Annotated in this window: 22 protein-coding genes and 4 pseudogenes; 17 read left to right on the plus strand and 9 right to left on the minus strand. The window is 52.5% G+C overall.

What is annotated here, in order from left to right; translation table 11 throughout:
• The first annotated feature begins 75 nt into the window (after window positions 1–75).
• The gene (locus tag NIM72_RS01610) at window positions 76–1,170 is read left to right on the plus strand and encodes a sensor domain-containing diguanylate cyclase (protein WP_161736701.1); all 1,095 of its coding nucleotides are present in this window, start codon (window positions 76–78) and stop codon (window positions 1,168–1,170) included.
• A gap of 36 nt (window positions 1,171–1,206) precedes the next feature.
• On the opposite strand, the gene map is transcribed toward NIM72_RS01610, so the two are convergent.
• Both map and NIM72_RS01620 read right to left on the minus strand, forming a co-directional pair.
• Window positions 1,207–1,992 carry a type I methionyl aminopeptidase gene (gene map, locus NIM72_RS01615; protein ID WP_222925773.1) on the minus strand — a complete coding sequence of 262 codons (786 nt, stop codon included), beginning with the start codon at window positions 1,990–1,992 and terminating at the stop codon, window positions 1,207–1,209.
• The gene (locus tag NIM72_RS01620; RefSeq protein ID WP_161736699.1) at window positions 1,989–2,234 is read right to left on the minus strand and encodes a ParD-like family protein; all 246 of its coding nucleotides are present in this window, start codon (window positions 2,232–2,234) and stop codon (window positions 1,989–1,991) included. Before NIM72_RS01620 ends, map begins: the two co-directional genes overlap by 4 nt.
• A 325-nt stretch (window positions 2,235–2,559) precedes the next feature.
• On the opposite strand from NIM72_RS01620, the gene NIM72_RS01625 reads away from it, so the two are divergent.
• Complete coding sequence (locus tag NIM72_RS01625) at window positions 2,560–2,979, plus strand: cell envelope integrity TolA C-terminal domain-containing protein (protein ID WP_237566769.1); 420 nt, start codon at window positions 2,560–2,562, stop codon at window positions 2,977–2,979.
• Window positions 2,980–3,136: 157 nt separating this feature from the next.
• Here the strand turns inward: NIM72_RS01625 and NIM72_RS01630 are convergent, their stop codons facing one another.
• Window positions 3,137–3,382, minus strand: a complete 246-nt coding sequence (locus tag NIM72_RS01630) for a hypothetical protein (protein ID WP_161736698.1) — start codon at window positions 3,380–3,382, stop codon at window positions 3,137–3,139.
• Between the two features lie 343 nt (window positions 3,383–3,725).
• Here NIM72_RS01630 and NIM72_RS01635 point away from each other — a divergent pair, with 343 nt between their 5' ends.
• Entirely contained in the window at window positions 3,726–4,406 is a 681-nt protein-coding gene (locus tag NIM72_RS01635; protein ID WP_161736697.1) for an SOS response-associated peptidase family protein, read from the plus strand.
• Between the two features lie 79 nt (window positions 4,407–4,485).
• Here NIM72_RS01635 and NIM72_RS01640 read toward each other — a convergent pair whose 3' ends face one another.
• Complete coding sequence (locus NIM72_RS01640; RefSeq protein WP_253418094.1) at window positions 4,486–5,649, minus strand: EAL domain-containing protein; 1,164 nt, start codon at window positions 5,647–5,649, stop codon at window positions 4,486–4,488.
• 530 nt (window positions 5,650–6,179) lie between these two features.
• Here NIM72_RS01640 and NIM72_RS01645 point away from each other — a divergent pair.
• From NIM72_RS01645 to NIM72_RS01660, 4 genes and pseudogenes are all read left to right on the plus strand, one after another.
• A pseudogene (locus NIM72_RS01645) lies at window positions 6,180–7,141 on the plus strand (D-2-hydroxyacid dehydrogenase family protein).
• A gap of 388 nt (window positions 7,142–7,529) precedes the next feature.
• A complete protein-coding gene (locus NIM72_RS01650) occupies window positions 7,530–9,101 on the plus strand; it encodes a methyl-accepting chemotaxis protein (protein WP_253418356.1) in 1,572 nt (523 codons plus the stop codon).
• A gap of 415 nt (window positions 9,102–9,516) precedes the next feature.
• Entirely contained in the window at window positions 9,517–10,065 is a 549-nt protein-coding gene (locus NIM72_RS01655) for a GNAT family N-acetyltransferase (protein ID WP_161736483.1), read from the plus strand.
• Between the two features lie 118 nt (window positions 10,066–10,183).
• Window positions 10,184–11,608, plus strand: a complete 1,425-nt coding sequence (locus NIM72_RS01660; protein ID WP_161736484.1) for a trehalose-6-phosphate synthase — start codon at window positions 10,184–10,186, stop codon at window positions 11,606–11,608.
• A 266-nt stretch (window positions 11,609–11,874) separates the two neighbouring features.
• Here the strand turns inward: NIM72_RS01660 and NIM72_RS01665 are convergent, their stop codons facing one another.
• Entirely contained in the window at window positions 11,875–13,086 is a 1,212-nt protein-coding gene (locus NIM72_RS01665; protein ID WP_253418096.1) for an MFS transporter, read from the minus strand.
• Between the two features lie 167 nt (window positions 13,087–13,253).
• Between NIM72_RS01665 and NIM72_RS01670 the strand changes: the two genes are divergently transcribed.
• Window positions 13,254–13,874 carry a TetR/AcrR family transcriptional regulator gene (locus tag NIM72_RS01670; RefSeq protein ID WP_222925779.1) on the plus strand — a complete coding sequence of 207 codons (621 nt, stop codon included), beginning with the start codon at window positions 13,254–13,256 and terminating at the stop codon, window positions 13,872–13,874.
• Between the two features lie 336 nt (window positions 13,875–14,210).
• On the opposite strand, the gene NIM72_RS01675 is transcribed toward NIM72_RS01670, so the two are convergent.
• Entirely contained in the window at window positions 14,211–16,172 is a 1,962-nt protein-coding gene (locus tag NIM72_RS01675) for a sigma-54-dependent Fis family transcriptional regulator (RefSeq protein ID WP_371876257.1), read from the minus strand.
• A gap of 185 nt (window positions 16,173–16,357) precedes the next feature.
• Between NIM72_RS01675 and NIM72_RS01680 the strand changes: the two genes are divergently transcribed.
• From NIM72_RS01680 to NIM72_RS01695, 4 genes are all read left to right on the plus strand, one after another.
• Window positions 16,358–17,806, plus strand: a complete 1,449-nt coding sequence (locus tag NIM72_RS01680; RefSeq protein ID WP_253418098.1) for a sugar porter family MFS transporter — start codon at window positions 16,358–16,360, stop codon at window positions 17,804–17,806.
• Window positions 17,807–17,818: 12 nt separating this feature from the next.
• Window positions 17,819–18,832, plus strand: a complete 1,014-nt coding sequence (locus NIM72_RS01685) for a Gfo/Idh/MocA family oxidoreductase (RefSeq protein WP_161736489.1) — start codon at window positions 17,819–17,821, stop codon at window positions 18,830–18,832.
• Window positions 18,832–19,611 carry a TIM barrel protein gene (locus tag NIM72_RS01690; protein WP_253418100.1) on the plus strand — a complete coding sequence of 260 codons (780 nt, stop codon included), beginning with the start codon at window positions 18,832–18,834 and terminating at the stop codon, window positions 19,609–19,611. The genes NIM72_RS01685 and NIM72_RS01690 overlap by 1 nt, the downstream gene beginning before the upstream one ends.
• Window positions 19,612–19,698: 87 nt before the next feature.
• A complete protein-coding gene (locus NIM72_RS01695; protein WP_253418102.1) occupies window positions 19,699–20,622 on the plus strand; it encodes a substrate-binding domain-containing protein in 924 nt (307 codons plus the stop codon).
• Window positions 20,623–20,942: 320 nt separating this feature from the next.
• Here NIM72_RS01695 and NIM72_RS01700 read toward each other — a convergent pair whose 3' ends face one another.
• The gene (locus NIM72_RS01700) at window positions 20,943–21,290 is read right to left on the minus strand and encodes a hypothetical protein (protein WP_161736492.1); all 348 of its coding nucleotides are present in this window, start codon (window positions 21,288–21,290) and stop codon (window positions 20,943–20,945) included.
• 692 nt (window positions 21,291–21,982) lie between these two features.
• Between NIM72_RS01700 and cybB the strand changes: the two genes are divergently transcribed.
• Both cybB and NIM72_RS01710 read left to right on the plus strand, forming a co-directional pair.
• Window positions 21,983–22,507 carry a cytochrome b561 gene (gene cybB, locus NIM72_RS01705; RefSeq protein ID WP_222925784.1) on the plus strand — a complete coding sequence of 175 codons (525 nt, stop codon included), beginning with the start codon at window positions 21,983–21,985 and terminating at the stop codon, window positions 22,505–22,507.
• 124 nt (window positions 22,508–22,631) lie between these two features.
• Window positions 22,632–22,943: pseudogene (locus tag NIM72_RS01710) on the plus strand (DUF3147 family protein).
• Between the two features lie 93 nt (window positions 22,944–23,036).
• Here the strand turns inward: NIM72_RS01710 and NIM72_RS01715 are convergent.
• Window positions 23,037–23,240 (minus strand): hypothetical protein, encoded by a 204-nt coding sequence (locus NIM72_RS01715; RefSeq protein ID WP_013196355.1) that lies wholly within the window; start codon window positions 23,238–23,240, stop codon window positions 23,037–23,039.
• Window positions 23,241–23,541: 301 nt separating this feature from the next.
• Here NIM72_RS01715 and NIM72_RS01720 point away from each other — a divergent pair.
• Window positions 23,542–24,015, plus strand: a pseudogene (locus NIM72_RS01720) (LysR family transcriptional regulator); the annotation flags it as partial.
• Here NIM72_RS01720 and NIM72_RS01725 read toward each other — a convergent pair.
• Window positions 24,005–24,305 (minus strand): annotated as a pseudogene (locus NIM72_RS01725) (LysR family transcriptional regulator); the annotation flags it as partial. The pseudogenes NIM72_RS01720 and NIM72_RS01725 sit on opposite strands and share 11 nt — an antisense overlap.
• On the opposite strand from NIM72_RS01725, the gene NIM72_RS01730 reads away from it, so the two are divergent.
• On the plus strand, window positions 24,304–24,789 hold the full coding sequence (locus tag NIM72_RS01730) for a cupin domain-containing protein (protein WP_253418104.1): 486 nt from the start codon (window positions 24,304–24,306) through the stop codon (window positions 24,787–24,789). The pseudogene NIM72_RS01725 and the gene NIM72_RS01730 overlap by 2 nt on opposite strands.
• Window positions 24,758–25,156 carry a carboxymuconolactone decarboxylase family protein gene (locus tag NIM72_RS01735; protein WP_253418106.1) on the plus strand — a complete coding sequence of 133 codons (399 nt, stop codon included), beginning with the start codon at window positions 24,758–24,760 and terminating at the stop codon, window positions 25,154–25,156. The genes NIM72_RS01730 and NIM72_RS01735 overlap by 32 nt, the downstream gene beginning before the upstream one ends.
• The last annotated feature ends 50 nt before the right edge of the window (window positions 25,157–25,206 follow it).

Genomic DNA, 25,206 nt, shown 5'->3' on the forward strand with positions numbered 1-25,206 from the left:
CATTCTGTAAAAAGGTTTATCTTATTTTACTTAATGCCGATAAAATGCCTTACCTGTCGCTGCTTCAGTTCACCTATGAATTATTACACTCCTGATGATGTTCAACTGAAGCACCGCTCGATGCGATTTGTGCGTCGTATGTTCATGATGCGCCAGCTCGGCACCGTTCTCTGTTTTTTGCCTATTCTGTCTGTTCTGATGGAGATGGGAAAAAGCACGGCACTTTGTGCTCTTCTGTGTACCAATGCCTTTATCTGGCCGTATATCGCTTACAGAATGGCGTTACGATCACGCGACTCTACCGGCTTTGAGCGTAAGAATCTGACACTGGATGCCGCTTTTGGCGGCGTCTGGGTTGCTGCGATGGCCCTGAGTCCATTGCCCTCAATTATTATCATGGCGGTGCTGATCTCCGATCGTTACTCGGCAGGCGGCTGGGTTCAACTGAAATCTGCGCTGCAGGCCTTTCTGTTTGCCTTTGTGCTGGTCTGGTCAGCGGAAAAGGCTCCGCTGGTGCTGACGTTCAGTACCCGAACCGTCTGGCTGACACTGCCGCTGGCCAGCCTGTATCTGCTGGCACTCAGCGTGGTGTCATATAATCTGACGCTGAGTCTGCGCCAGAAGAACCGCGAGCTGGAACGCATTGCGCTAATGGATCCGGGCCTGAAAATCCCTAATCGTCGGCTGTTTGAGCGCCGGCTTGAAAGTGAGTTTTTGCGCACGCAGCGAGGCGAGGGCAAAGCCTGGTTAATGCTGCTGGATGTCGACCACTTCAAACAGGTTAATGATACCTATGGGCATGAAGCGGGTGACTTTCTGCTGACAGAGATTTCGGCACTGCTGCGTGACAGCGTCGGCCTGAAAGATGTGCCCGCCCGCTTTGGCGGTGATGAGTTGTGTGTGATCGTACGGGATGCGGATGAAACCAGCATCCTGCTGCTGGCAGAGCAGATCAGGCAGGGGATTGCCCTGTTGCGGCTGCCAGCGTCATCCACATTTCAGTGTTCGGTGAGTATTGGGATTGCAGCAGCACATGATGCGGCATCGATTCATGAGTGGCTGAGATGTGCTGATGAGGTGCTTTATCAGGTTAAGCGCGCCGGCCGCAACAATGTGAAGATATGGCATTCAGACTCGCTGAACATACTCAGTGCAGTCAGGAGCAAATGAAGAAGTCAGCCTGGGACGCGTCCTCAGGCTGAGTGATCAAATTGTCGGGTAGTCGCCAGTGCCTTCAGGCCACGGCGTCAGCAGATCGAAACCCTCTTCAGTGACGGCGATGGTATGTTCCCACTGCGCCGAGAGCGAGCGATCCCTGGTAACGACCGTCCAGCCATCTGACAGCACGCTGGTTCCGGCTTTACCGGCATTAATCATCGGTTCAATGGTAAAGATCATTCCTGCCTTCAGTGGCAGCCCTTCGCCTGGCGTGCCGTAATGCAGCACCTGTGGATCAGTGTGATAAATCTCACCCACGCCGTGACCGCAATATTCTCGCACTACAGAGAAACCAGCAGCTTCTGCAACACGCTGGATTGCCGCACCTACATCACCCAGTGTCGCGCCTGGACGGACCGTTTTGATCCCCGCAACCATCGATTGATAGGTAATCTCTACCAGACGTTTTGCACGTACTGACGGCGTGCCGACAAAATACATCCGGCTGGTATCGCCATACCAGCCATCTTTAATAACCGCCACATCGATATTAACGATATCGCCATCCTTAAGCTTTTTGCTGGCTGGTATACCGTGGCACACCACGTGATTGACCGACGTGCAGGTCGTGCGGGTATAGCCGTGGTAGCCGATGTTCGCGGGTGTCACCTTCAGTTCATTCACAATGAAGTCGTGACAGATATCATCCAGCTCTTCGGTGGTAATGCCGGGTCGAACGTGCGATGTAATCATCGCCAGTACCTGAGCGGCAGCCTGTCCGGCTGCCCGCGCCATCTCAATCTCTGCGGCGGTATGAATTTTAACGGTGTTCATAACACGTCTCCTTGTGTGGTGAGGCGCTCTTTTTGGAGCATAGTGCGGATATCAGCGCCGCCGTCCAGTTCAAGCCGGACCAGCATCTGTGCCAGCTGGTGTTGGGTCTGCTGAGGATAGAGTTCAGCCAGCATACCGAGTTTGAGCCAGTGTTCTGCCTGTGCATTGATCGAACGGCTCATCGCCTGACTGGCGATGCGCAAATTTTCATGCATCAGGTCGGAGATCTTTACGATACCCATATGAGCCTTATATGAAACGTATATGTTTCGTATATAGTAACGCTAACGCAGTGGTTTGAAAAGAGTGGAAGATTCTCGCTCGCAGGAAATGTGGTACAACGTTTTTAACTACGACCGCTTATTTGATTTTAGGATAGAAAAATTTACTGTTTATACAGAGATGCGTTTGATTGGGTAACCGCAGTGCAGGCGCTCGACAAACTTTGTCTTTTCTTGAAGGTTCGCAGATGACTGATTAGATGAAATCAGCATTTTTATCAGCCGGTTGTGGATATAAAGTCTTTAGCCTTGATGGGACAAAATTTGATCAAACAACAGGGATGTAATGATGAAAAAAATAATTGCGTTGACTGCGGTATTAGCAGTTTCCGGATGCCACATGAGTACAAATCACATCCGACAGCAGGGAATCAAGACTCCAGATGCGTCAGAGATTAAAAGTCAGTGCGAAGCTCAGACACCACAGCATATTCAGGAGCGTGAAACGCAGCTCTGGCTCTGCCAGGCTGTAACAGCCATACAATATCGTTTTTTTGATGCAGATTCTTATCGCGGTAAAACATGTGATGTAAGGATCAGGCAGCCGGCAGGCGAGCCTCCGGTAAGCATCGACGTTCAGGCCGGAGATCCCGCTCTGTGTACGGCTGCTATTGAATCAATTAAACAAGCTGTAGAGGCTCAGACTTTTCCAATGAGACTCGCCTTTCTGAAAGACGAATTTCCGATACATTTCGCCCCGCAGTAAGCCTATACGACTATCGAAAGCGTTGAATATCAGATCGATATGCAGTAAGCCGTCGGCCAGCCAGAACTGATGCTATCACTATGTCGATCTCTGAAGTACTGCGATCAGATGCGGACCCGTAAAACGTGAGGTGCAGAGGTTTACCGCGATGCAGTTATCATTTGTCGCCAGTAGAATCTAAACCCTTCTTCCTGAACACTCGCCATTCATCCCAGCATTTTTCAGGGTTGATATCAAAATATCCGCGGCATTCTGCCATTGTAAAAGCAATATCGCTTGCCACTTCGATACAGGTGGCGCTATCCCTGATACTGCTGACTTCCTCTTCTGTAAGCGGGCTTCCTTTCTCATTCTCTTTTTTTAATAAGAGTGGAATGAGAGCAGGTATATAAACGAGGCTCATTTGTTATTTTCCTGATGGTTAAATATCACGCTGTGACTAAGAGCTGAAATCACACAGCGCCTTAATGATGTGCTGTACAGTGCAGTCGCCGGGTAACATCGATTCAGCGCCCTTCTTCTGTCGGCAGGGTCAGCAATCAATAATTATGTCCGGGGCAGAGAGGCAAGTTTGCTTAACCTGGCTTGCCATCAGAAAAGGTGAACACGGATCCGCTCAGGTTATTCCGTTCTCTGCATTCCCTTTACTATATTCTCGACAGCTGGCGCGATATCTTCAGCCAGAAAGTTGATATTTTGATCATGACTTAATCAACACCGGTCTATCCTTATGCCAGGAGGTACCTATGTGTGGACGGTTTGCGCAGTACAGTAGCAGAGACGATTACTTTGACTCTCTGGGACTGAAGCCCGATGAAATCATTTATGATCCGGAACCTATAGGGCGTTTCAATGTTGCGCCAGGCACCAACGTGCTGCTGCTCAATGAGCGGGATGATGAACTTCACCTGGACCCGGTTTACTGGGGCTACGATCCTGAGTGGTGGAATAAGCAGCCGCTAATCAATGCCCGGAGTGAAACAGCCCCAACCGGCCGTATGTTTAAGCCGTTATGGGAGCAGGGACGAGCCATTGTACCTGCCGATGGCTGGTACGAGTGGAAGCGTGAGGGTGACAGGAAACAGCCATATTTTATCCACCACAAAGCGAAGGAACCGCTGTTTTTCGCCGCGATCGGCAGGGCGCCTTACGGTAAAGACCATGGACATGAGGGATTTGTTATCGTCACAGCGGCGAGCAACAAAGGCATGGTCGATATTCATGACCGCCGTCCACTGGTTTTACGGGCGGACGCGGTACGCGAATGGCTCGGTGCTGAAACCACACCCGGTCGGGCACAGGACATTGCACATGAGGCCGCCTTACCCGAGCAGGATTTCACCTGGCACCCTGTTTCAGCCAAAGTCGGTAATATCCATAATCAGGGCGAGATGCTTATTGAAGAGATAAATCCTGAAGGCACATGAAGCGCAGGTGAGATAGGCACACCGCAATCTGCCATGTTGATCGTTAATGAGTGTCATCACGCTGAAAAAAACGTTCAGCTTAATGGCGCTTGCGGTCACTCATTTTCACACCAAATACACAAAAGCCCAGTAAATCCTTGGCCTCATCTTCCACCCGGGTCACCATGACCAGATCGGACGAACCGTCAGGCAGCACAACCTCATAAGGGGGATAGGGAAGTCCTTTCAATCGGAATTCCTGCAGCCAGAGTAGTTTTTCAGCCTGAGACGGAATAACTTCATAAATATATTTATGGATAAGATCCTGCGGAGCCCAGCCGACCCGTTCGGCAAACGTGTCACTTGCATCAACGATCACCAGTTCCGGATTAAGAAAACAAATAGACGTGCCGGGAATCGCATACATGGATGAAATCTGATGCGCTCGCTGATCGAGGGAAAGGCGCGCAACCCGCCGCAGCGATCCTTTATCTGGTACTGCATTAAGCATCCGGCAGCTTTCCGCTCCTGAGACAGGTTTCCCGAACAAATAGCCCTGCGCATAGAGGCAACCTATACCCCGGAGCATTTCAGCCTGTTCTTCGGTTTCAACGCCCTCCGCGATCACATCCATATCAAGGCTTCGGCCCAGACCGGCGACGCTGGAAATGATCTTGCGGCTGTCTTTTTTGTGCAGCATGGAGCGAATAAAACTGCTGTCAATTTTAAGCGTGTTAACCGGTAACTGAATCAGCCAGGCGAGGCTGGAATAGCCTGTTCCAAAATCATCCATTGCAATCTTACAACCCATACGTGACAGGGCTTCAATCTCTGTCCGGGCGGTATTGATATCATTTAACAGGGCTGTTTCAGTTATCTCAATCTTCAACCTTGCAAGATCGAGCTGAAATTCACTGGCTGTATTCCTTATAATTTCAGTAAGATACCTGCCATCAAGCTGCGAAGGAGAAACATTCATCGATATAAACTGCTGTTCTGGCCATGTGGCAGCAACTTTGAAACCCTGTGCCATAAGGCTGAGCATCAGCTCGTCGAGCAGACCACTTCGCTCCATAGCCGGAATGAAGTCTGAAGGAGGCGTTGCGATACCCTCCGGGGATATGTGCCGCGCGAGCATCTCAAACCCCATCACGCGCAAATCTTCCAGAGAAACTATCGGCTGAAAAAACGGGCGAAACTCGCCCAGCTTAATACGCTGTTGCAAACGTTCGCGCGTTTCATCATTTTCTACACCAGGTTTCATTTCATTCCCGTAAATACATAATTTTCAGCCTGTTAACGAAAATTTTTCTGCAATTCAGGCTTTATAAACTCAGCGAACTCTGTCGACAATCGCATACTGGTTTAATCTTTTTTCCAGCATAATCATTAAGATAAACAGCTTCATATGACGGCTTATCTCAATACTGGCTTACTGTTTAATTGGGCAATATTTTATTACATTTGCTGTGTGTTCATATCTTATGCTGGTGAGTAAGACTACTAATTCACTATCGTTATCGGCTTCGACTTACTTTTCATTATATCGTAATAGCATGACACCGACGTGGGTATTAACCCACATTCAAAATGGTCGCTTAGCTCAGAGCAGATGAATAAGGATAGGTGGGGGAAAGTTACCTGTAATGTTCGTGGTCATAAAAGGATAAATAACGATACAGGCTGACAATGAATATTAGCAAAGGTAATGAGTCCCAAAGTTGTAAAACTGATAAAGCTTTTAATTATTAACGTTTAAATGTGTGCACAGCTGTCAAATAATGAGGTTTCTTAATGACCATTCATATCGTCATCCCAGATGATTATCAGTTTGCCACTCAAAAACTGGATTTTCTACATAGTGATAACAGCTTTCATTGCGCTGCTTTGGGCAATGTCAGCATGGACCCGATGGCAGAGAAATAGCTGTTATCGGCTGAAGCTTTGATATTTATCCGCGAAAGGACGGTTATTGACGAAGCCTTTCTGCGACGCACGCCACCTCTTAAATTGATCAGTCAGACGGGTAAGCTGACGAGAAATGTCGATAGTGATGCCTGCACGCGATCGGGTGTTGCCATTGTGGAAGGGAGTGCCTCACCGGTTGCGCCTGCTGAGCTAACCTGGTTGTTAATCATGGCTTCCCGCCGAAAATTTGTCTCGTCGGTGAATGCAATAGCCGAAGGGCACTGGCAGACAGAAATCGGATCTGCGATTCACAATCAGGTCATCGGCATTCTGGGCTATGGAAAATTGGTAAACGGCTTGCGTCCTATGCTGCCGTTTTTGGGATGCAGGTGCAGGTGCAGGTATGGGGAAGTTCGCGTGCGCAGGAAGAGGCACGAGCAGACGGATGGACGGTTCCCGAAAGTCGGGAGCAATTTTTCGCCACGCGCGATGTGTTAACCGTGCACCAGCGGCTGGTGGCTGCGACGCAAGGCAACATCACGCCAGCCGATCTCGCGCTGATGAAAACTGATGCGTTATTCGTCAATATCAGCCGGGCTGAACTGGTTCATGACGGCGCGTTGCACACTGCCCTGACACAGGGGCGGCCTGGATTTGCGGCGTTGGATGTTTACGAAGAGGAACCGCTTTACAACACCCGGCATCCTTACCTGCAGATGCCCAATGTACTGTGTACGCGGCACCTGGGATATGTTGAAAAGGCCAGCTATGCGCTCTATTTCAGAACGGCATTTGATAATGTTGCGCGTTATTTTAGCGGTGACAGGTCGCATGTGATTAATTTCTGACTCCTTTGCGAAACTTCAGGGTCTGACTCTTTGAAAAAAATTGCCAGTTCAGGGCCAGATAATTAAGCAAGTAACAGAATCAAATGCACAACGCGCCAGAGCGCCATTCTCACGCTTTCCATACACCTTTTGGGCAAAAACTGCATAATTTACTTCGTAAAAAGAGGTGAAAGATCTTTCACATCTCTGGCGCTCAGTCTTACTAAAACTCACTCTCTTATGGCATCCCTCTTCTATTAATAGTCTCTTCCCCAGAAATTATTGCGCCTCGCATGCTTCCTTACTGCAATTTTCATGCTCGCTGCCGATAAAGACGGAAGGGACCAGCGAGCCACAGGTGCGGAACGTCGGTAATAACTTAATAAATCAGACGTCGGAGTGTTCAGCGATGAGCAACAAAAAAACAAAATTAAGCGTTATGCTCACCGCAGCATTTCTCACTGTCATCTTAGCGGGCGTTTTTGTAACAGGTTTTGCCGGGTTTAAACTTAATACCGCCAGCGAACAGCAGGCGTTGACCCGCGCGCGCCTTGGCGATCTTCAGGCACTTCAAACGCTAAAAGATAACCTGACTCAGCAGGCGCTTCTTTTAGTCTCTGGGGCTGCAGGCACTCAGCCCCAGACAGAAGAAAAACTTAAAACGCAGTTTTTTGTCTTACAGACCACGAATGACAATACCACTGCGCATTTCCGGCAGCTGATCAACGGTGCTAAAAGCATTCCTGGAATTAATCTTGCTGAAGTTGAAGAGGCTTCCACGCAACTCAATAAAATTGAAGTAGCATCAGGTCCGCTTCGTCAGGCTGAGCAAAATGTGTTTACGCCAGATGCTATTGCGTTCCGGGATAAGCTTCGGAGCGAACTGATTCCTGCGCTTACTCAATATCATATCGCAGTGGACGGCATGGTGAATTATCAGGCGCGGGTTACAGGTAAAACGGCGGAAACCTCAACGCAGGCGCTCTCGGGTGTTTATGTAACGCTGGCGTTTCTGACGACCCTGTTTGTCATTTTGGGGTTTGTGATGAGTGGCCTGATTACCCGCTGGCTCAAGGTTCAACTGGGTGGCGAACCTTCTCATGCGCAGGGCCTGGCCGCCGCGATTGCTGCAGGGGATCTGACAACGACGGTGACACTTCGTCAGGGGGATACCGTCAGCATGATGGCGTCCCTGGATAGCATGCAAAATAATCTGCGCAAGTTGGTCTCCCATATCAAAGACTCCTCCGCTTCGGTAGCCATGGCTGCTGATGAAATTTCCCAGGGCAATACCGAACTTTCCTCCCGTACAGAACAGCAGGCTGCCGCGTTACAGGAAACTGCCGCCAGTATCGAACAGCTCACCGTCACGGTAAAAAGCAATGCAGCGGGTGCGCAGCAGACTGCGGACTCTGCACGCGAAACCGCTACCCTGGCGCGGTCGGGCGAGCACGATATGCAGCGGATGTCAGAGACGATGAATGATATTTCCAAAAGCGCAGTGAAAGTCCGGGATATTACTGCCGTTATCGAAGGAATCGCCTTCCAGACCAATATTCTGGCGCTCAACGCTGCGGTAGAAGCCGCTCGTGCGGGCGAACAGGGGCGGGGTTTTGCCGTCGTTGCCGGTGAAGTCAGGACGCTTGCTCAGCGCAGCGCCACGGCTGCCAGAGATATCAAACATCTGATTGAAGAAGCCGTAGCACAGGTTGAAAGTGGTGTTGTTGTCGCAACCGGAACAGGCAAGAGCATCCTTGATATCAATGCTATGGTCGGAAAACTGGCCGACGCGATGGACAACATCTCACTTGCCTCAGCAGAGCAGATGCAGGGCATTTCTCAGGTCAGTATTGCGGTCAATGAGATGGATGGCGTCACGCAGAATAATGCTGCACTGGTTGAGGAATCCTCTTCGGCATCGCAGTCACTTTCAGCCCAGGCACATTCGTTACGTGAAGCAGTGAATGCCTTTCGTCTGTAAGCGTCATGGTTTGAGTGCACACTAATTAAAGCCCTCTGACCGAGGGCTTTTCTCCGTGAGCATATTCAGGGCCGCTCAGAGAACTAAGGATCACGGTTAAGTAGAGTTATGTTCCCCGACGCATTTCCGCCAGCAGCCATAGCCTGAAAGCCTTTAGCGCCTTTTGTTTATGCCCGTTTAAACAGGTTTCTCTGAACAATACTTTTGCTGAGAGAGGCAGATCCAGGCCAGTTCCCGGTTAGCTCACCACCATCCAGCGCTGACTTTCACGCCGTACTCGCCCGCTAATGCCATGGCGGCAGTTGTTTTGCAGCGTTTTTACACTTCACCAGCCTCTTTTTACGCCATTTTTACGGGCCTCCCGGTTTAATTGACGGCACCGGGCGCTTGTGCGCCTCTTATCGGAAAGCCGTGAATGAAATGCATTAATAAGCCCTGGTCCATACCGGGCTGCCGCGAGGCGGCATTAGCCGATCTTGCTGAGCAGCAGCGCCTTCGCCTCATTTCGCCCCGCAAGTGGTTCCGGGATGCTATTGAGGCCAGTACCGATCCGTCACTGCTGAACTATCGTCTGGTTGCGCAATGGCTGGGCACAACGATACCCGACAGCCGCGCGCTGATTCTGGCCCTCAACAACAGCCTGTGCTTCGGGCTTTATCGTAATGGCCGACAAATCGGTTTTGCCCGGGTTGTAACTGACATGGCTGAAACCTGGGTAATCCGGAATCTGTTTATCTCGCCGGAGTATCGCTTTGTCGGGCTTGGATCCTGGCTGCTGCACTGCTGTGTTTCTCATCCGGGCACCAGAGGCTGCCGCCGTATTATTGCAATGGGTGAACCCGTGCCGGATTTTTTTGAGCGTAACGGATTCATCGCCTTTCCCTCACTGCCTGGCGTCTGGGTGACGACTCTGCACGATGGGATTAATGATTCAATCTGCGCCAGAAGCGCCAGCAGGCATTAAGCGGACAGGGCGCGCACTCATGAGCGGTTTTCTCCAGTTTATCCTCCGACCTCAGCTTAACAGCCGCAGGCTGCCAGGCTTGATCGCCTGTCCACAGCCTTCAATCAGGGAACACACCATGTCAGGCCTTATCCTTGTTTCTCATAATCAATCGCAACGCTCGACGCTTACTGCAGTTTATGACGGGATACTCTCCCGGCTGGGCGGCCTCTGGATTAGCTGGAATGGTGAAAGCACGGTTATCTCTCAGGATGCGTCAAGAGCCGATGTTGCGAAGCAGCACGATCGGTATGAAACCGTGACCTTCCCCTATACGCCGGGCGAGCTTAATGAGGGATACCATAATTACATTCATAAAGGGCTATGGCCTGTTTTCCACCAGCGTCCGGACATGGCCCGTTTTTCCACCAATGGTTTTCAGGAATATAAAAACATTAATAAAGCCTATGCGCGGGCCATCTGTGAAAATGCCACACCAGACGATGTTATCTGGATTCAGGATTATCACCTGCTGGGCTGTGCCCGCTACATCCGCGAAGAGGGCCTGCCCAATTCAGTCGGCATCTTTCTGCATCAGCCTTTCCCGGCTGGCAGAATGTTTGAAACCATACCCGAGTGGCGCTGGTTTACAGAGTCGCTGTTGTGTTGTGACCTGATTGGCTTTCAGACCGTGCAGGATATGAATAACTTCCTCGTCTGGCTGGAGAGCGAATTCCGGCTGGAATGGCTGGAAGCGCACAGCTTTCGCATTCATGGCCGGATCATCAACGTTGGTGTGTTCCCGGTCGGGATCGACCTCGACGATGTTGAGTCTCTGCGTGAGAGTAACAGCTGCGCCTATATGGAAATGCAGTGCCGCGAAAGTCTGCCCGAAAATAGCGTACTGAGCGGCGGCCATCTTGATGAGAGTTCAGGACTACCTTATCGAATCAGCACGCTGGAGGTGCTGCTGCGGAGGCATGATTGCTACCAGAAAAATATCACGCTGTTGCAGCTTGCGCCGCCAGCAGCCGGACACGCACATGATGCGTCACAACTCGGTCACGCTCTGGAAGCGCAATGTGGAGAACTCAATGGTGTGCATGGCACCATGAACTGGTATCCGGTGAACTATCTGACTCACGCTTACAGCCGGGAAGAGCAGGCCGGTATCTATCGTGCCTCACGCGTTGCGCTGGTTACGCCGCTCATGGCGGGCATGAGCCTGATGGCCAAAATGTACGTCGCGCTGCAGGACCCGAAAAATCCAGGGGTACTTATCCTGTCGCAGTTTGCCGGTGCCGCCGGGCAGATGGAAGGTGCCATCATCGTCAATCCTTATGATCCTGATGCCATGGCCAGTGCGGTCCATCGCGCCCTGCAGATGCCGTTACACGAACGGCGCTGTCTGCACGCCCGTCTGATGAAAGGCCTGCATATGCACAACAGCCATCACTGGGCTGCGTCATTTTTGCGGATGCTTAACAACGTGCCTGCTGACCCGGAAGCGTTGCCGCCGCCCGCGGCTTTTCCACGACTGAGTAGTAGCCGCGCGAGGTACTGAGTTGTCAGATTTCATAAAAACCAGCACTTCAGTAACCCGATCTTCGGACGTCAAAAAGTGAGCGTCACCGATGACAGCCAAAAGGTGATGTCCTTAGAACTTTTCCTGAAATAAAAGTGACCTGTTTTGTTAGTCCGTTTCAGGCAAGGTTCCTCATCGCAATGCGATGCAGGAACGCCATTTTGCTCAGCATCTTCAGGCGGACATCCGTGTCGCAGATTGCAAAGCAAATTAGAGAAATGTGTGGTTTCAGACAATTTACGTGGCTACGACTTCCCTGAACCGCCTCTGACGCCAGGCCTGAAGGCGTGCTTTTTCGCACGCCAGGCGATGACAAACGCAACAGCCATAAAGGCCAGAAGCGCCCAGGGGAATGACTCAGCACCGGCATTATTGAGCAGCAGCCCGCCAACGACCCCGCCGCTGGCAATGGCCAGATTCCATGCGGTAGTCACCATCGCCTGAACGACATCGACATAATTGCCCGCCGAGTCGGCAGCGGCCGTCTGCATCTGAGTTGACGCGCCGCCAAACGACCATCCCCAGACGATGACGGCCAGAAAGACGAGAACCTGTTGCCGCATGCCTGCGGCGAGCACCACAGAGACAACCGCCAGGGCCGCAAGGCTGAGCAGAACCAGATTGCGCAGATAGCGATCTACCAGCATTCCGGTAATCCAGATGCCGATAAGTGCCGCAATGCCAAAAACCAGCAGGATAAGTCCGACGTTTGCAGCCAGTCCCGACAGCTGCAGGAACGGGCCAATAAAGGTGTAAAGAATGTTGTGTGCCGTCATCCACAGAAAGATAACCGCCAGAACGGGTGTGACTCCGGGCATCAGTAAAACGTTCCACACAGGGAGGCCACGGCCTGACTGCTGCCCCGGCAGATCAGGAACCACGATCCATGTCCAGATGAACAGAATCACGGCCAGGGCTGCCATGATCCCAAAGGACACTCTCCATCCTATCAGGCTGCCCAGCCATGCGCCTGCCGGCGTACCTAGCGACAGAGCCACCGGTATGCCAACCATAGCAATAGCCAGTGCGCGACCCTGTAACGCAGCAGGAACGAGGCGGCGTGCATAGCCTGCCAGGATCCCCCATGCCAGTCCGGCTGCCACACCCGACATAAAACGGGCCGCCATCGTCAGCCAGTAACTGGACGAAAGGGTGGTCATGGTATTGAAAATCAGAAAGGTGCCGACGGCAAGCAGCAGAACTTTTTTACGCCGCCATGCACCGGTCAGCACCGTTAACGGGATCGCCGCAAGCAGCGATCCCAGCGCATAAATACTGACCAGCTGGCCCGCCATCACCTGAGTAACACCCAGGCCTTCGCCGATTTCCGGAAGCAGACCTGCCGGTAGTGTCTCTGTCAGGATGGCAATAAAGCCCGTCATGGCAAAGGCCAGCAGGGAAGCCAGAGGCAGACCCCGCTGGGGGGTGGTTTCATGGAATTCTGAAGTGGTGTGCACGTGAGCCCCTTTTTAAATCGTTGATAGCGTGAAAACCCTTGTGGCAGAAAATTTTCTGATTAATGTATCGATTGGTATATATCTGAAGCTATAGACCGGCCTGAGCCTTGTCAAGCACATATGTATCGATTAGTATTTAAATCTGACAGGTAAAAACAGGAGCGGATATGGCTCAGATGGGACGTCCACGGACATTTGATCGTGATGAGGCAATTCGTCAGGCGATGACCCTTTTCTGGCAGTATGGCTACGAGTCCACCTCGCTTGCCATGCTTAAGTCGAACCTCGGTAACGGTATTACCGCACCGAGTTTTTACGCTGCGTTTGGATCAAAAGAGGCGCTGTTTGAGGAGGTGGTTGAATGCTATGCGTCGACTTACGGCCAGGTTAACGATTGCCTGTGGGATGACACGTTTGAGCCTCGCGAAGCTGTCGAACTGGCATTGCGCCGTTCGGCAAAAATGCAGACAGAACCGGGGCATCCCAGCGGCTGCCTGATTGCGCTGTCCGTGAATACCTGTTCACCCGCTAATGATCACATCCGTGAAATTCTGACTGTGCAGCGCGAACGGACAAGGGCGGGATTTTTGCGATGTGTCACGAGAGCGAAAGAGGCGGGACAGCTGGCTGCCAGTACAGACGTGCGGGCGCTGGCGGTAACGCTCCACAGTTTTGAACTCGGCCTGTCAACGGAAGCCCGGGATGGGGCAAGCGGTAAAGAACTGGATGCGGCGGTATCCGCCGTGATGAAAGTCTGGGATGCGAATATCTCTGATGCTAAGAATTGATGAGTAAGATCGTTTTTAGCACGCAGCACGCGTGTAAAAGGTGCAGCTATACAGATGCGTAAAGCCGTTTCCCCCATCGACTTGATCTCCACTTCATTCCGATTATCGGCTATCTCAATGACCTGATCATCGAACCATCAGGCATCATGCTGGTGGTGCATCTCATTCCAGCCGAAGTCACGCATGAGCATCGGGAAAGCGCAGTGCAGGCCAGCAGAGGTCCTGTCAGTCGCATAACGGCGGGAGTATTTATCGTGATTTGGATAATTTGCGGCATCTTGCTGGTCAGCAGCGGATACGATTTTATGCCGCTAATCAGTCAGGCCATTGCAGAGATTAAGGCATGTTTTTTCTGAAAGCACGGTAATCGATTTCCCAGCCATTCAGTTTGTTGTATAACGCTGTTCGTGAAATGCCCAGCAACTGGGCCGACTGACGCAGATTCCCGTGTTGATCACTTACAACCTGTAAAATATGCATACGCTCAAGATTTTGCAGTGAGGATGGCATATCTTCGGACACATCACTGGGTAAATTCTCCTGCAGCGATTCCGGCAAATCGGATCGGGTAATTTCAAATCCTTCACTCAGGTTAACGACACGCTCAATAACATTTTCGAGTTCGCGCACATTTCCAGGCCAATCCCAGGATTGCAGACATGTCATTGCCTCGGGCGCGACCACCGGTGGAATACGCTTCAGACGCGTGCAGAGTGCCTGAATGAAAATGTTCACCAGTTCCGGAATGTCTTCACGACGATCGCGCAATGGTGGGATTTCCAGTGAAATCACATTCAGACGATAATAGAGATCGCGCCGGAACGCGTTTTTCTCTACGGCTTCAGGTAAGTTGCAGTGGGTTGCTACGATAATGCGCACATTAACTTTCACCGGCTGCGCAGCGCCAATACGCAGCACTTCGCTCTCCTGTAAAACACGCAATAAGCTGGTTTGCGCTTCAAGTGGCATCTCACCAATCTCATCCAAAAAAAGGGTTCCGCCGTCAGCCAGTTCAAATTTGCCCGGTGAACCGCCACGACGTGAACCGGTAAAGGCGCCATCGGCATAGCCAAACAGCTCGCTTTGCACCAGATCACGCGGGAGTGCGCCGCAGTTCAGAGCGATAAAGGCTTCCTGATGGCGTGGACTCGCATTATGAATGGCCTGAGCAAACAACTCTTTACCGGTGCCGCTTTCGCCGCTGAGCAGCACTGTGCTGTCGGTACGGCTGCTGACGCGTGCCTTATGGATCGCCTGCTGCAGGCGTGATGAGTGGCCGCGGATCATTTCAAACGTGTAACTGGCGTTCACACCCATTACACGTCGTGTAATCGCGCGGATACGCTGATTTTCACGCAGTGACAGCACGCGTCCGCCATCCGGAGCGGGCATTAACGATATCAGGCAGGAGAGGGGAGCGAGGCCTGCTGGCCTGAACTGCAGCTCAAGGTCATTACAGAAAGGCATGGTCAGCAGCGATCCGGCCTGCGGTCGCAGCAGTTCATCAATCGGAGTATCGCGTGGTTCCAGCCCGCTGAAAATCTGGCGCGCATAGCGGTTAAGCGTTTTGATGCGTCCCTGTTTATCACAGACAATAACGCCTTCATTCAGCGTCTCCAGAATGGACTGTTGTTCAGCCAGCAGGCGTCGTAACATCAGTTGCTGCCCGACAGCTTCCGCCGCCGCCTGAACCGTACCCAGCGTGTGGGCGTTAAAATTATCCGGCGTGGCGGTCAGGGTCAGCACACCAATCAACTCTCCATTTTCATTGCGGACCGGTGCCGCAGCGCACTGTCGGCGACGTTTGCGCAGATCAAACTTCCAGTTCTCACCGCTCAGCACGTACACCAGCCGCTGTTCAATGAGGCAGCGCGCGGTACAGTTAGTGCCCAATACCTCTTCACGCAGAATACTGCCGACCGGTGTCAGGTCGGCCCCGCAAAAATGGAGCGTTACCCCCTGTGCGTCGGTGAGGTTAATGTGCCCATCCGGATTATAGGCGAGCAAATTTTCCATGATGCTGCGCGCAACAAGAATCAGTTCTGCATTGTTTTCGAGAATTGCCGTCAGCTCACTGGCTGGCGGGGCGGTATAGATAAAGCAGTGCGGATCGATAGCGTACTGCTGCGAACGCTGCCAGGAATGCAGAATAGTTTGTCGCAGCGCAGGAGGCTGTTCGCCTTGAATGAAACGCTGCCAGCTCTGCCATAACAGCGCATCCCAGCCGTCAGCGTCTTCCCTGTCCGGCAGGCTGAAAATTGCTTCGCTCTCATCGCGTAATAACAGTTGCTGACTCACACGCCACCTCACGGGATCAAATGCCCATTTTATGGACATGTTAAGTTGACATGTAAATTTTGTTGCCAATTTGTGAGGTGGGGCTGTGGCAGCGCTCACAAAATTTCCCGGATTTCGGTTGGCATCACCTTTGCAACTGTGGATGCAGTTACCTGAACCAAACAAGCGAAGGGAAATAAGTTGTTATGTGCAAACATAATTTACGGCTGATTCTGTTTATCTGCGCCATTGCTTCACTCAGTGGCGTCATTCTGGGTTATGACGCTTCCGTTATCTCCGGCGTTATCGAGCCGCTGACAGAACATCTGTACTTAACCCCGTGGGAGAGTGGCTGGGCAGTATCGAATGTCATTACTGGCTGCATCGTTGGCGCATGGGGCGCGGGCTTCATTTCAGATCGTATTGGCCGCAAATCAACACTGATCCTCACCGCCATACTTTTTTTGCTCTTCGCAGTAGGTGCTGCGCTGGCGAGTTCTCTGACCGGGTTTGTTCTCTGGCGGCTGACAGGTGGGCTGGCAGTCGGGATGGCATCAGCGATTACGCCGCTTTATATCGCGGAGGTTTCACCGAAAGACTGGCGGGGCCGCATGCTCGGCCTGCAGCAGATGCTGATGGTCGGTGGACAGGTAACGGTCTATATCGTGAATTACCTGATTGCACGCGGTATGCCGCATCAGTGGATTGTCAGTGAAGGCTGGCGCTGGATGCTGGCCTCCGGCGTGGTGCCCTGTGCGCTATTCCTGCTGCTGGTGCCATTTATGCCGGAGTCGCCGCGCTGGCTGGCGCTGAACGGTAAAAAAAATCGCGCCCTCGACGTGCTGACCCGTCTTTCAAATGCCCGGCACGCCGAGCGACTGTTACAGGAGATCCTGACGTCACATCAGCATGACAACGCCCGGGCCAGCCAGCCCGGCATTCTGCGGGATGCACGGGCACGCTATATCCTGCTGATTGGCTGTGCCATTGCCATTTTGCAGCAGATCTCCGGTATCAACATCCTGCTCTATTACGCGCCGTCACTCTTACAAAACATCACCGGCAGTACCCAGTCTTCCCTGTTTCACAGCATTTTCCCTGGACTTGCGCTGCTGGCTGGTGTGGCCGTTTGTCTGAGTACCATCGATCGTCTGGGCCGGACGCTGCTGCTGCGCTGGGGGGCACTGGGATGTGTGCTCTCTATGGTCTTCACCGCCTGGGCATTTATCGCCGATGCTGGAGGGATGTTGCCAGTGATGGGGCTGTTAGCCTTTGTGCTGATATTTGGCCTGTCATGGAGCCTGGGTGCCTGGCTGTTGATCTCTGAAATCTTTCCTAATCGTATCCGCGCCGTAGCGATGGGCTTTGCGTTTGCCTCAATGTACGTCGCGAATTTTATCGTTACGCAAAGCTTCCCGATGATGAACCGCAGCCGGGTGCTGATGGAACACTTTCATGGTGCCTTCCCGCTGATGCTGTGTGCGGTGGGATGCCTTATCGCGTTCTGGTTTGTCCGTCGTTTTTTACCGGAAACCCGCGGCGTTTCGCTTGAGCATATTGAGCCGCTGATGCTCTCCAAATCCCGTCGTTTCGCCGCTGATGCGCAACCATCTCATCAACACCCGTCCTCGCCCGCCTGGGCTAAAGCGAAATAATAAGGAGTTTTTATGAACCATCAAACAGTGCGTGTGGGTTTAATTGGCGCAGGCCGCATGGGCAGTTTTCATGCCGAAAATCTGGCCTGGCGCGTGCCTGGCGCCACCCTGGCAGCCGTGGCCGATCCGTTTCCTGGCGCGGCGGAAAAGCTCGCCAGCCGGCTTGGGGTCAGCAAAGCGTACAGCGATCTGCATGCGCTGCTGCAGGATGATGAAATTGACGCTATCGCGATTGCGGCTCCTGCCCGGACACATGCAGAGTGGGTGATCGCTGCGGCTAATGCCGGCAAACATGTGTTCTGTGAAAAGCCAATGGCAGTGACGCTGGAGGAGGCCGATCGCGCTATCGCGGCGGCAAAACAGGCCGGCGTGGTGTTACAGGTAGGCTTTAATCGCCGCTTTGATTCCGGCTTTGCTGCGGCGATTGCGGCGGTGAAAAACGGCGAGAATGGTACGACGCAGCTCAGCCGATCGGTAACCCGTGACCCGGGCCTGAACGATCCCGCCCCGATTCCGCAGTGGACAATTTTCCTTGAAACCCTCATTCACGATTTTGACACCCTGCTGCACTTCAATCACGGCGCGAAGCCGGTTGAAGTCTATGCGCTGGCCGATGCACTGGTGCGGCCAGACTTTAAAGATAAAGGCCTGCTGGATACCTCGGTTGTCACTATTCGCTTCGACAACGGCGCCATCGCGATTGCTGAGGCAAACTTTCAGGCGGTGTACGGCTACGACGTGCGTGGCGAGGTTTTTGGCAGCAAAGGCATGCTTCAGGCGGGCCACATCAATGCCAATCACTGCGTGCGTTATACCGCCAGCGGAATTTCGGTCGATACGTCAAGACTGGATTCAGATCTGCTGCGCGAAGCGTACGTGGCAGAAATGAGTGAGTTTGCTCACTGTATCCGCAGCGGTGAAACGCCCCGCGCCACCGGCGAAGACGCGCGAAACGCGCTGGAAATCGCGCTGGCCTGTATCGAATCTGTGCAGCGCAACCTGCCGGTTAAGCTGGGAGCTCGCTGATGGCCGTTTATCAACTTTCCGTATGCGCTGAAATGGTATTTCTGGAACTGCCGTTTGTTGAGCGCGTAAAACGCATTCACGAACTGGGTTTTGGCGTCGAAATCTGGGGATGGGCCAGCAAGGATATCGATGCGCTGGTCGCGACCGGTGCGCGCTTTACCTCTATGACCGGTTATCTGAGCGGTAATCTGACGGATGAGACGGAAATCCAGCAACTGCTGCAAAGCGCTGAAGCGTCGCTGGCCGTAGCTGCACGTCTCGGCTGTCCGGTACTGAATCTGCATGGCACCGGGCTTGACGATCGCGGTCTGCCGGTAAAACCCGTGACAACGGTAACCGGCGCAATGTGGCTGAAGGCCGCCGATACGCTGCGGCAGGTTGCGCTTCTTGGCGAACGAGCCGGACGGGTTTTCACACTCGAGAACCTTAACCTGCCGGTCGATCATCCAGGCACACCCTTTGCCCTGGCGTCTGAGACGCTGGCGCTGGTCGAGGCGGTCAATAGCCCGGCGCTGAAGATGAATCTGGATCTCTACCATGCGCAAATTGGCGAAGGCAATCTGATTGAACTGCTGCGGCGCTGCGGTTCCGCCATCGGAGAAATTCAGGTTGCCGATGTACCTGGCCGCCAGCAGCCGGGCACCGGGGAGATCAATTACCGTGCTATCGCCCGGACGCTGCAGGAGATGGGTTACAGCGGCACAGTGGCTATGGAGGGCTGGGCCAGTGGCGATAGTACAGCGGCTATCCAGCAGTTCCGCGATCACTTTACGTTGTAAGCGCAGTGCGTCGGATATCTGCCTGTTGCCCGACGCAAAATAAAGTTAATGAAAACAATAACAACCTCAACCCTACAGGAACACACTATGAACATCAGAAACCTCCTTCTTTGCCTATGCGTCCTGCTGTTTAGTGTCAGTGGCAACGCCAAAACCCTTACCGTTGGCGTCGCACTGGCTAACTTCGACCTTAACTTTGTCTCTATACTTCGTAGCCGCATGCAACAGGAGCTGAAAGCCAGCCAGCTCAACAGCCAGTTTGTCGATGCCAAAGGTGATGTCGCGCTGCAGGTGCAGCAGGTAGATGACTTTATCAACCAAGGCGTAGACGCCATTATTCTTAATCCGGTCGATACCCAGGGCGTCTTGCCGATGATTAATGCGGCAAAAAAGGCCGGTATTCCGCTGGTTTTTGTGAACCGAAAACCGGAAGTGAAATTGCCCGAAAACATGGCGTATGTCGGCTCTGATTCGGCGCTGGGCGGCGAAATGCAGATGGAAGCACTGGCAAAAAAAATGAACTACAAAGGCAATGTGGCCATTCTTATGGGGGCGCTGTCGAATGAAGAGGCTCGGGAACGTACCCGCGCGGTAGAAGCCGTTATCAGCAAATATAAGAACATGAAAGTCATTGAGAAGCAGACGGCGAAATGGCAGCGCAATGAAGCGGTAGATGTCGTGTCAGGCTGGCTGCTGAATCAGCGTCCGATTGATGCCATCGCCGCAAATAACGATGAGATGGCAATCGGTGCCATCATGGCGTTAAGCCAGGCGAAGAATGAAAAAATTCTCGTGGCCGGTATCGACGGAACACCGGACGGTCAGCAGTTCATTAAAAACGGCAAGATGGCGTTGACTATTTTTCAGGATGCCAGAGGCCAGGCCACAGGTGCGGTCCAGGTGACCAAAGCGCTGCTGGATAAGAAGAAAGTTGAGACGCTTAACTGGGTGCCTTATCAGCTGATTACACCCGAAAATTACCTGACGTTTTCTGCTGAGCATGCCGGGTAGTTTTTCATCCAACGTAGCTGTACACCTTTGGTGCTGACGAGAACTTAATCACTCTTTATAACCAAAAATCATGATGCGCGCGAGTTCAGAACGCTTTCAGTAAAATGGGGGAAAACGGATTGTAATAAGCGCGCATATCGTGTTTGTTTGCGGTTCCCGTGTTTATTTGCACTTATTTATCTCTGATAGCATTGCTGATCAGATTTGGTCCTCTATGAATATTTCCCACAGTGCTTCAACAGCCCAGGACATTCTTGCCGCGTGTCTGAACAGCCTGAGCTCCAGGGGAACTCAACGCGCGCGCTCCTTATTAGCCTGATTTACAATCCCACCAGCGTAATATGTTTTTTCAGTGTCAGCGCTTTATATAACGCGTTCGCCAGGCTGCCTGACGCTATTTCAGGGTGAGCACCGTCTGAATCGGTCCAGAATGATTTAATACGCAGTAGGGTATTAATGCTGGTGACGCGCTCCATCTCAAGCACAGCCAGCACAGGGTAGCGCATTTCGCCAAGTTGCTCTGTTGTATCTGCCTCGATCACCGCGGCGCGGGACGCCTGACTATCAAAGATAACGTGGCATCGTGCGCCGTTCAGGTTGAGTATGTCGATAACTTCGTAAAGGCACTCAACAGCCTCTGCACTGTAGGTTGCGGGTACGTTAAACATAGCAAATCCCTCTGACGCAAAATGTCGTGAGCAGCCAGCATAGGCGAACTCTAATGAGAGGAGAAGTTACTGTTTTTGCATGAGAAATGTAGAGTTCTAAGGTTACGGTAACGCGCGTTATTTTTACTCTTATTTACGCTGGTACTAAAGTTAAGCGAGGCGCAAGCGGGTCATGGCGGCAGGGCGCGGATTTGACTTAAAGAAACATTCGCACAGGGCGGGCTAATCGTTCCAGTGCGGAGTGTATTTATGGCGGCACGCAGCGCGTCAGCTGCATGCTTTCGCCATTTTACAGGATGAACATCAGGTTAAGTTTAAGATTTATCGCTGTGTTAAATCATAAACTTCTTATACCCGCAGCGCTGAATGTTAAAGGCGTAATGAACTAAAAAGCCTGATTAGCCTTAGGGATTAACGGGATATTCATACGCATGAATTTGCTCAGTGGGTCTGCAGGACAAGAGGAAATCGAATGCTGAGCGCCGCAGGCAATATGTCAGCGGCAGGCACTCTTAACCACAGGCTATCTCTGTGGCACGTAGCTGATCCTGCGTTGCGTTTGAGGCAGATTGGTCCTTATCAGCCTGTATCATTAAGCCGTGTGGCCTGTCATAACGCGCCAGTAATCGCTTAATAAACATCTAATAAATAACTGGTATAGTGACGCAAAAAATAGTGACGGAAGTTTATCTATGCTGAAGAAATACCGGGGTTCGCAAATTCTTTTCCACTGGCTGACGGTTTTACTGATTATCGTCGCCTATGCCACCATCGAACTGCGCTGGATGGCAGAGAAGGGAACCTGGCAGCGAAATGCAGTGATGATCACCCACTTTTCCGCAGGCTTCTGTGTCATGATCCTGATGATAGCCCGCCTCTGGCTGCGTACCCGTGCTGTAACGCCGCCGATTACGCCGCCCGTGGCACGCTGGCAGATCGGTCTTTCACATCTGGTGCACACACTGATTTATGCGCTGTTTGTGGTCTTACCGATTCTCGGGCTGAGCTCGCGTTACCTGCGTGGCAAAGAGTGGGCCCTGTTTGGGATCAATATGCCTGTGGCGACATCGCCCGATCCCGCCACGGCCAGTATGCTGATTGGCTGGCACGAGACTCTTGCCCCGCTGGGATACTGGTTAATCGGTCTGCATGCGCTGGCGGCGCTGTTCCATCACTATTTTCTGAAAGATGACACGCTGCGCAGGATGATGCCGTAACTGCGTCTGCTGACATCCCGGAGCGGGACGATTGTAAACGGTCCGGCACTCAGGTGTCGGATGAACAGGAATATTGAGAACAATCAGGCTCTGGCTGATATCGAAATATGCTATCACGGCTTTTATGGTCGTGCTGATTTCAGAAGCGGCTAAACGTAGCGATCGCTTGGGCGGCTTACTTGCGGCCTGACCTCTGGTTACCGTGCTGGTGCTTATCTGGATGAAGGTAGAAGGACAGACCCAGGCAAAAATTAGTGCTCATGCCTGGTACACCTTCTGGTATGTGGTGCCGATACTGCCCATGTTTATTCTGTTCCCTTTTCTCTATCAGCGCACCGGCTTCTGGCTGACGCTGCTCATCTCCTGCGCTATCACTCTCCTGCTTTTCGCACTCTGGGCTTTGCTTCTGAAACGCTGTGGTATCGTGCTGATGTAGCGCTAAAGCCGCTAAGGTAAGCAAGTCGTCCTTATTCCATGCAAGCAGGCTAAAAACCGCCTCAGAGGGCGGTTAAAAGCATCTTACCGTGCGCTAAGCGGGCCGGACTCTGGCCTTTGTTGGATGCCCGTCACGCCCGTCATCATGGGTGTGGTCCGGGTCAGGCTCAATGATAACAATATAATCTTTGCCAACCCCGTCACGCGTTAACGTCACTAAATCGCCGGCAACAGGTTTGGAATCAAAATCATGTTCCTCTTCGACGCCAGTATCTTCAAATATCACACCGAATTTCATATTTCCGTCCTCTTTATGATGAGTCGCGCCGTTAACTCGGTTTTATGCTGACGCTTACCTATTGAATTCTAGCCTGGACTGAAAATGCCACTGAGCTCATTGGATTAGCGTGTCGCGATCTGGAATGTAAAAACGGGCGGGAGTCAGGAGACGCAAGGCCACCCGACGGTCACGTTCTGCCGTCATTAATGCCAGGGGCTTCGCGATTTTTCACTGTGGCTGGTTTGCCTGACTCTCTTTATGATGGATTTTCCCGGGTGATTATCGGGAACAATCAATGACTTAGGGAAGTACTCTTGCTATGACCTTATTAAATGACCTCGATCTGCGTCAGCTGGAAGCCTTCCCGGCCGTAATTTCTGCGGACAGCGTCACTGCGGCGGCCAAAGCACGGAACCGCTCGCAGCCCGCCGTCTCTCGCCTGATTCAGGAATTAGAGCAGTCGCTGGGTTATCCGCTGTTTATTCGCAATGGCCCGCGTATCCATCCGTCAGAAGAGGCGTTGCAACTGCATCAGTATGTGCAGAAAGCGCGGCTGTCATTGCACCAGATTCGCTTACGCGCACAGGCGATCGCGCATCAGCAGCATCGTCCACTCAGCATTGCTGCGACGCCCGCACTGGCTGCTGGTTTATTGCCGCAGGCACTGGCTGCGCTGAATGTGCAGAATAAAGTGCAAATCATCAGTGAATCCGCCGTACAGACGGCGCATGCGGTGATCACCGCAGAGGCTGTCATCAGATTATGCAGCTCGCTGCTGGAGCATCACGCGGTCGGATGCCGGCATCAAACTGCTGCCACAATATCCGTCAGCGAATAATCGACACTCAGTTCTATCTGAATGTCCGGAAAGCGTTTCAGCAGAGGCTTTAGTCGGGGCCAGAGAATGGAATCAATAGCGTGATCGTGCGCGGTCAGGATTTCAGCTGTCATTGTTGCATGCCCTGCACATAAGCATTCAGTTTTACCTGGCTTATCAACCAATCCTGCCAGGCCTACACTTAAAAAGTGCCGGGCGTGATGTCCGCGTCCGGCTTTTCCAGCTCTGGAAAACGGAGCCTGCATGAAGAGACTTGCCAATGCTGCAGTGTCCCTGGCACTGTCTGTTTCAGTCACCTACGCAAAGGAGATCACCCCGATGATTACGATTATGCAAAGCGGAGCAAAACCCTCCGTAAAAGGTTCGCCAGACTATTTCACCGGAACGGTTCGTATCGATTCACCTTTTCAGGGCACTGAGCCTGCGCGTATCGGCGGGGCTACCGTGACGTTCGAGCCTTCTGCCCGCACGGCCTGGCATACGCATCCGCTTGGTCAGACGCTGATCGTGACGGCTGGTGCTGGCCTGGTGCAGGAGTGGGGTGGTCCCGTGCGTGAAATCCGGCCCGGCGACGTGGTGTGGATACCGACCGGCGTTAAGCACTGGCACGGGGCCGCACCGGAGACTGCCATGACCCATATTGCCATCGCCGAAGCCCAGGACGGCAAGGTCGTTGACTGGATGGAGCAGGTCACGGATGAGCAGTACGCCTCAGCAGACAGGTCATGAACGTAACCTGATGAAACGGGGTCTCTGCTCCGTTGTCGTGCTGTGCGCTGCGCTGGCTGGAAAGGCGGTCAGCGGCCCCCTGTTCGGGTTTGCTCCGGCTGCCGACGCGTATCTGAAGACGTATCTTTTCGGTGATATTTTCAGTCGCGACGACCTGGACTGGAAAAGCCGCGAGCTGGCTACCATAGGGATGCTGGCCGCCATGTCCGGCACTGAGCCGCAGCTGAAAGCGCACCTGAATATGAGCATGAATGTCGGAGTCACGCCGTCTCAGCTTGCTGAACTGGTGGCTTTCTTTATGGAGAATGACGAGCAGGCAAGCGCTGACCGGCTGCAGGCCGCTCTCGATTCAGTCCCTGCCGGTTAAGTTCTTCCGTGTTACAGACATTTTGTTTTTGTCCGGATCCCCGGCCGGAA

This window comes from Pantoea sp. B550 (assembly GCF_024158165.1).
Taxonomy (GTDB): Bacteria; Pseudomonadota; Gammaproteobacteria; order Enterobacterales; family Enterobacteriaceae; genus Pantoea; species Pantoea alfalfae.

Bases quoted from the DNA above. Each gene is read 5' to 3' on its own strand.
- NIM72_RS01655 (WP_161736483.1), top strand. From the start codon at position 9,517: ATGAAATGCATTAATAAGCCCTGGTCCATACCGGGCTGCCGCGAGGCG.
- NIM72_RS01670 (WP_222925779.1), top strand. From the start codon at position 13,254: ATGGCTCAGATGGGACGTCCACGGACATTTGATCGTGATGAGGCAATT.
- NIM72_RS01650 (WP_253418356.1), top strand. From the start codon at position 7,530: ATGAGCAACAAAAAAACAAAATTAAGCGTTATGCTCACCGCAGCATTT.
- NIM72_RS01715 (WP_013196355.1), bottom strand. From the start codon at position 23,240: ATGAAATTCGGTGTGATATTTGAAGATACTGGCGTCGAAGAGGAACAT.
- NIM72_RS01695 (WP_253418102.1), top strand. From the start codon at position 19,699: ATGAACATCAGAAACCTCCTTCTTTGCCTATGCGTCCTGCTGTTTAGT.
- NIM72_RS01620 (WP_161736699.1), bottom strand. From the start codon at position 2,234: ATGGGTATCGTAAAGATCTCCGACCTGATGCATGAAAATTTGCGCATC.
- cybB (WP_222925784.1), top strand. From the start codon at position 21,983: ATGCTGAAGAAATACCGGGGTTCGCAAATTCTTTTCCACTGGCTGACG.
- NIM72_RS01685 (WP_161736489.1), top strand. From the start codon at position 17,819: ATGAACCATCAAACAGTGCGTGTGGGTTTAATTGGCGCAGGCCGCATG.
- NIM72_RS01690 (WP_253418100.1), top strand. From the start codon at position 18,832: ATGGCCGTTTATCAACTTTCCGTATGCGCTGAAATGGTATTTCTGGAA.
- NIM72_RS01610 (WP_161736701.1), top strand. From the start codon at position 76: ATGAATTATTACACTCCTGATGATGTTCAACTGAAGCACCGCTCGATG.
- map (WP_222925773.1), bottom strand. From the start codon at position 1,992: ATGAACACCGTTAAAATTCATACCGCCGCAGAGATTGAGATGGCGCGG.
- NIM72_RS01735 (WP_253418106.1), top strand. From the start codon at position 24,758: ATGAGCAGTACGCCTCAGCAGACAGGTCATGAACGTAACCTGATGAAA.
- NIM72_RS01635 (WP_161736697.1), top strand. From the start codon at position 3,726: ATGTGTGGACGGTTTGCGCAGTACAGTAGCAGAGACGATTACTTTGAC.
- NIM72_RS01630 (WP_161736698.1), bottom strand. From the start codon at position 3,382: ATGAGCCTCGTTTATATACCTGCTCTCATTCCACTCTTATTAAAAAAA.
- NIM72_RS01680 (WP_253418098.1), top strand. From the start codon at position 16,358: ATGTGCAAACATAATTTACGGCTGATTCTGTTTATCTGCGCCATTGCT.
- NIM72_RS01660 (WP_161736484.1), top strand. From the start codon at position 10,184: ATGTCAGGCCTTATCCTTGTTTCTCATAATCAATCGCAACGCTCGACG.
- NIM72_RS01640 (WP_253418094.1), bottom strand. From the start codon at position 5,649: ATGAAACCTGGTGTAGAAAATGATGAAACGCGCGAACGTTTGCAACAG.
- NIM72_RS01700 (WP_161736492.1), bottom strand. From the start codon at position 21,290: ATGTTTAACGTACCCGCAACCTACAGTGCAGAGGCTGTTGAGTGCCTT.
- NIM72_RS01730 (WP_253418104.1), top strand. From the start codon at position 24,304: ATGAAGAGACTTGCCAATGCTGCAGTGTCCCTGGCACTGTCTGTTTCA.
- NIM72_RS01625 (WP_237566769.1), top strand. From the start codon at position 2,560: ATGATGAAAAAAATAATTGCGTTGACTGCGGTATTAGCAGTTTCCGGA.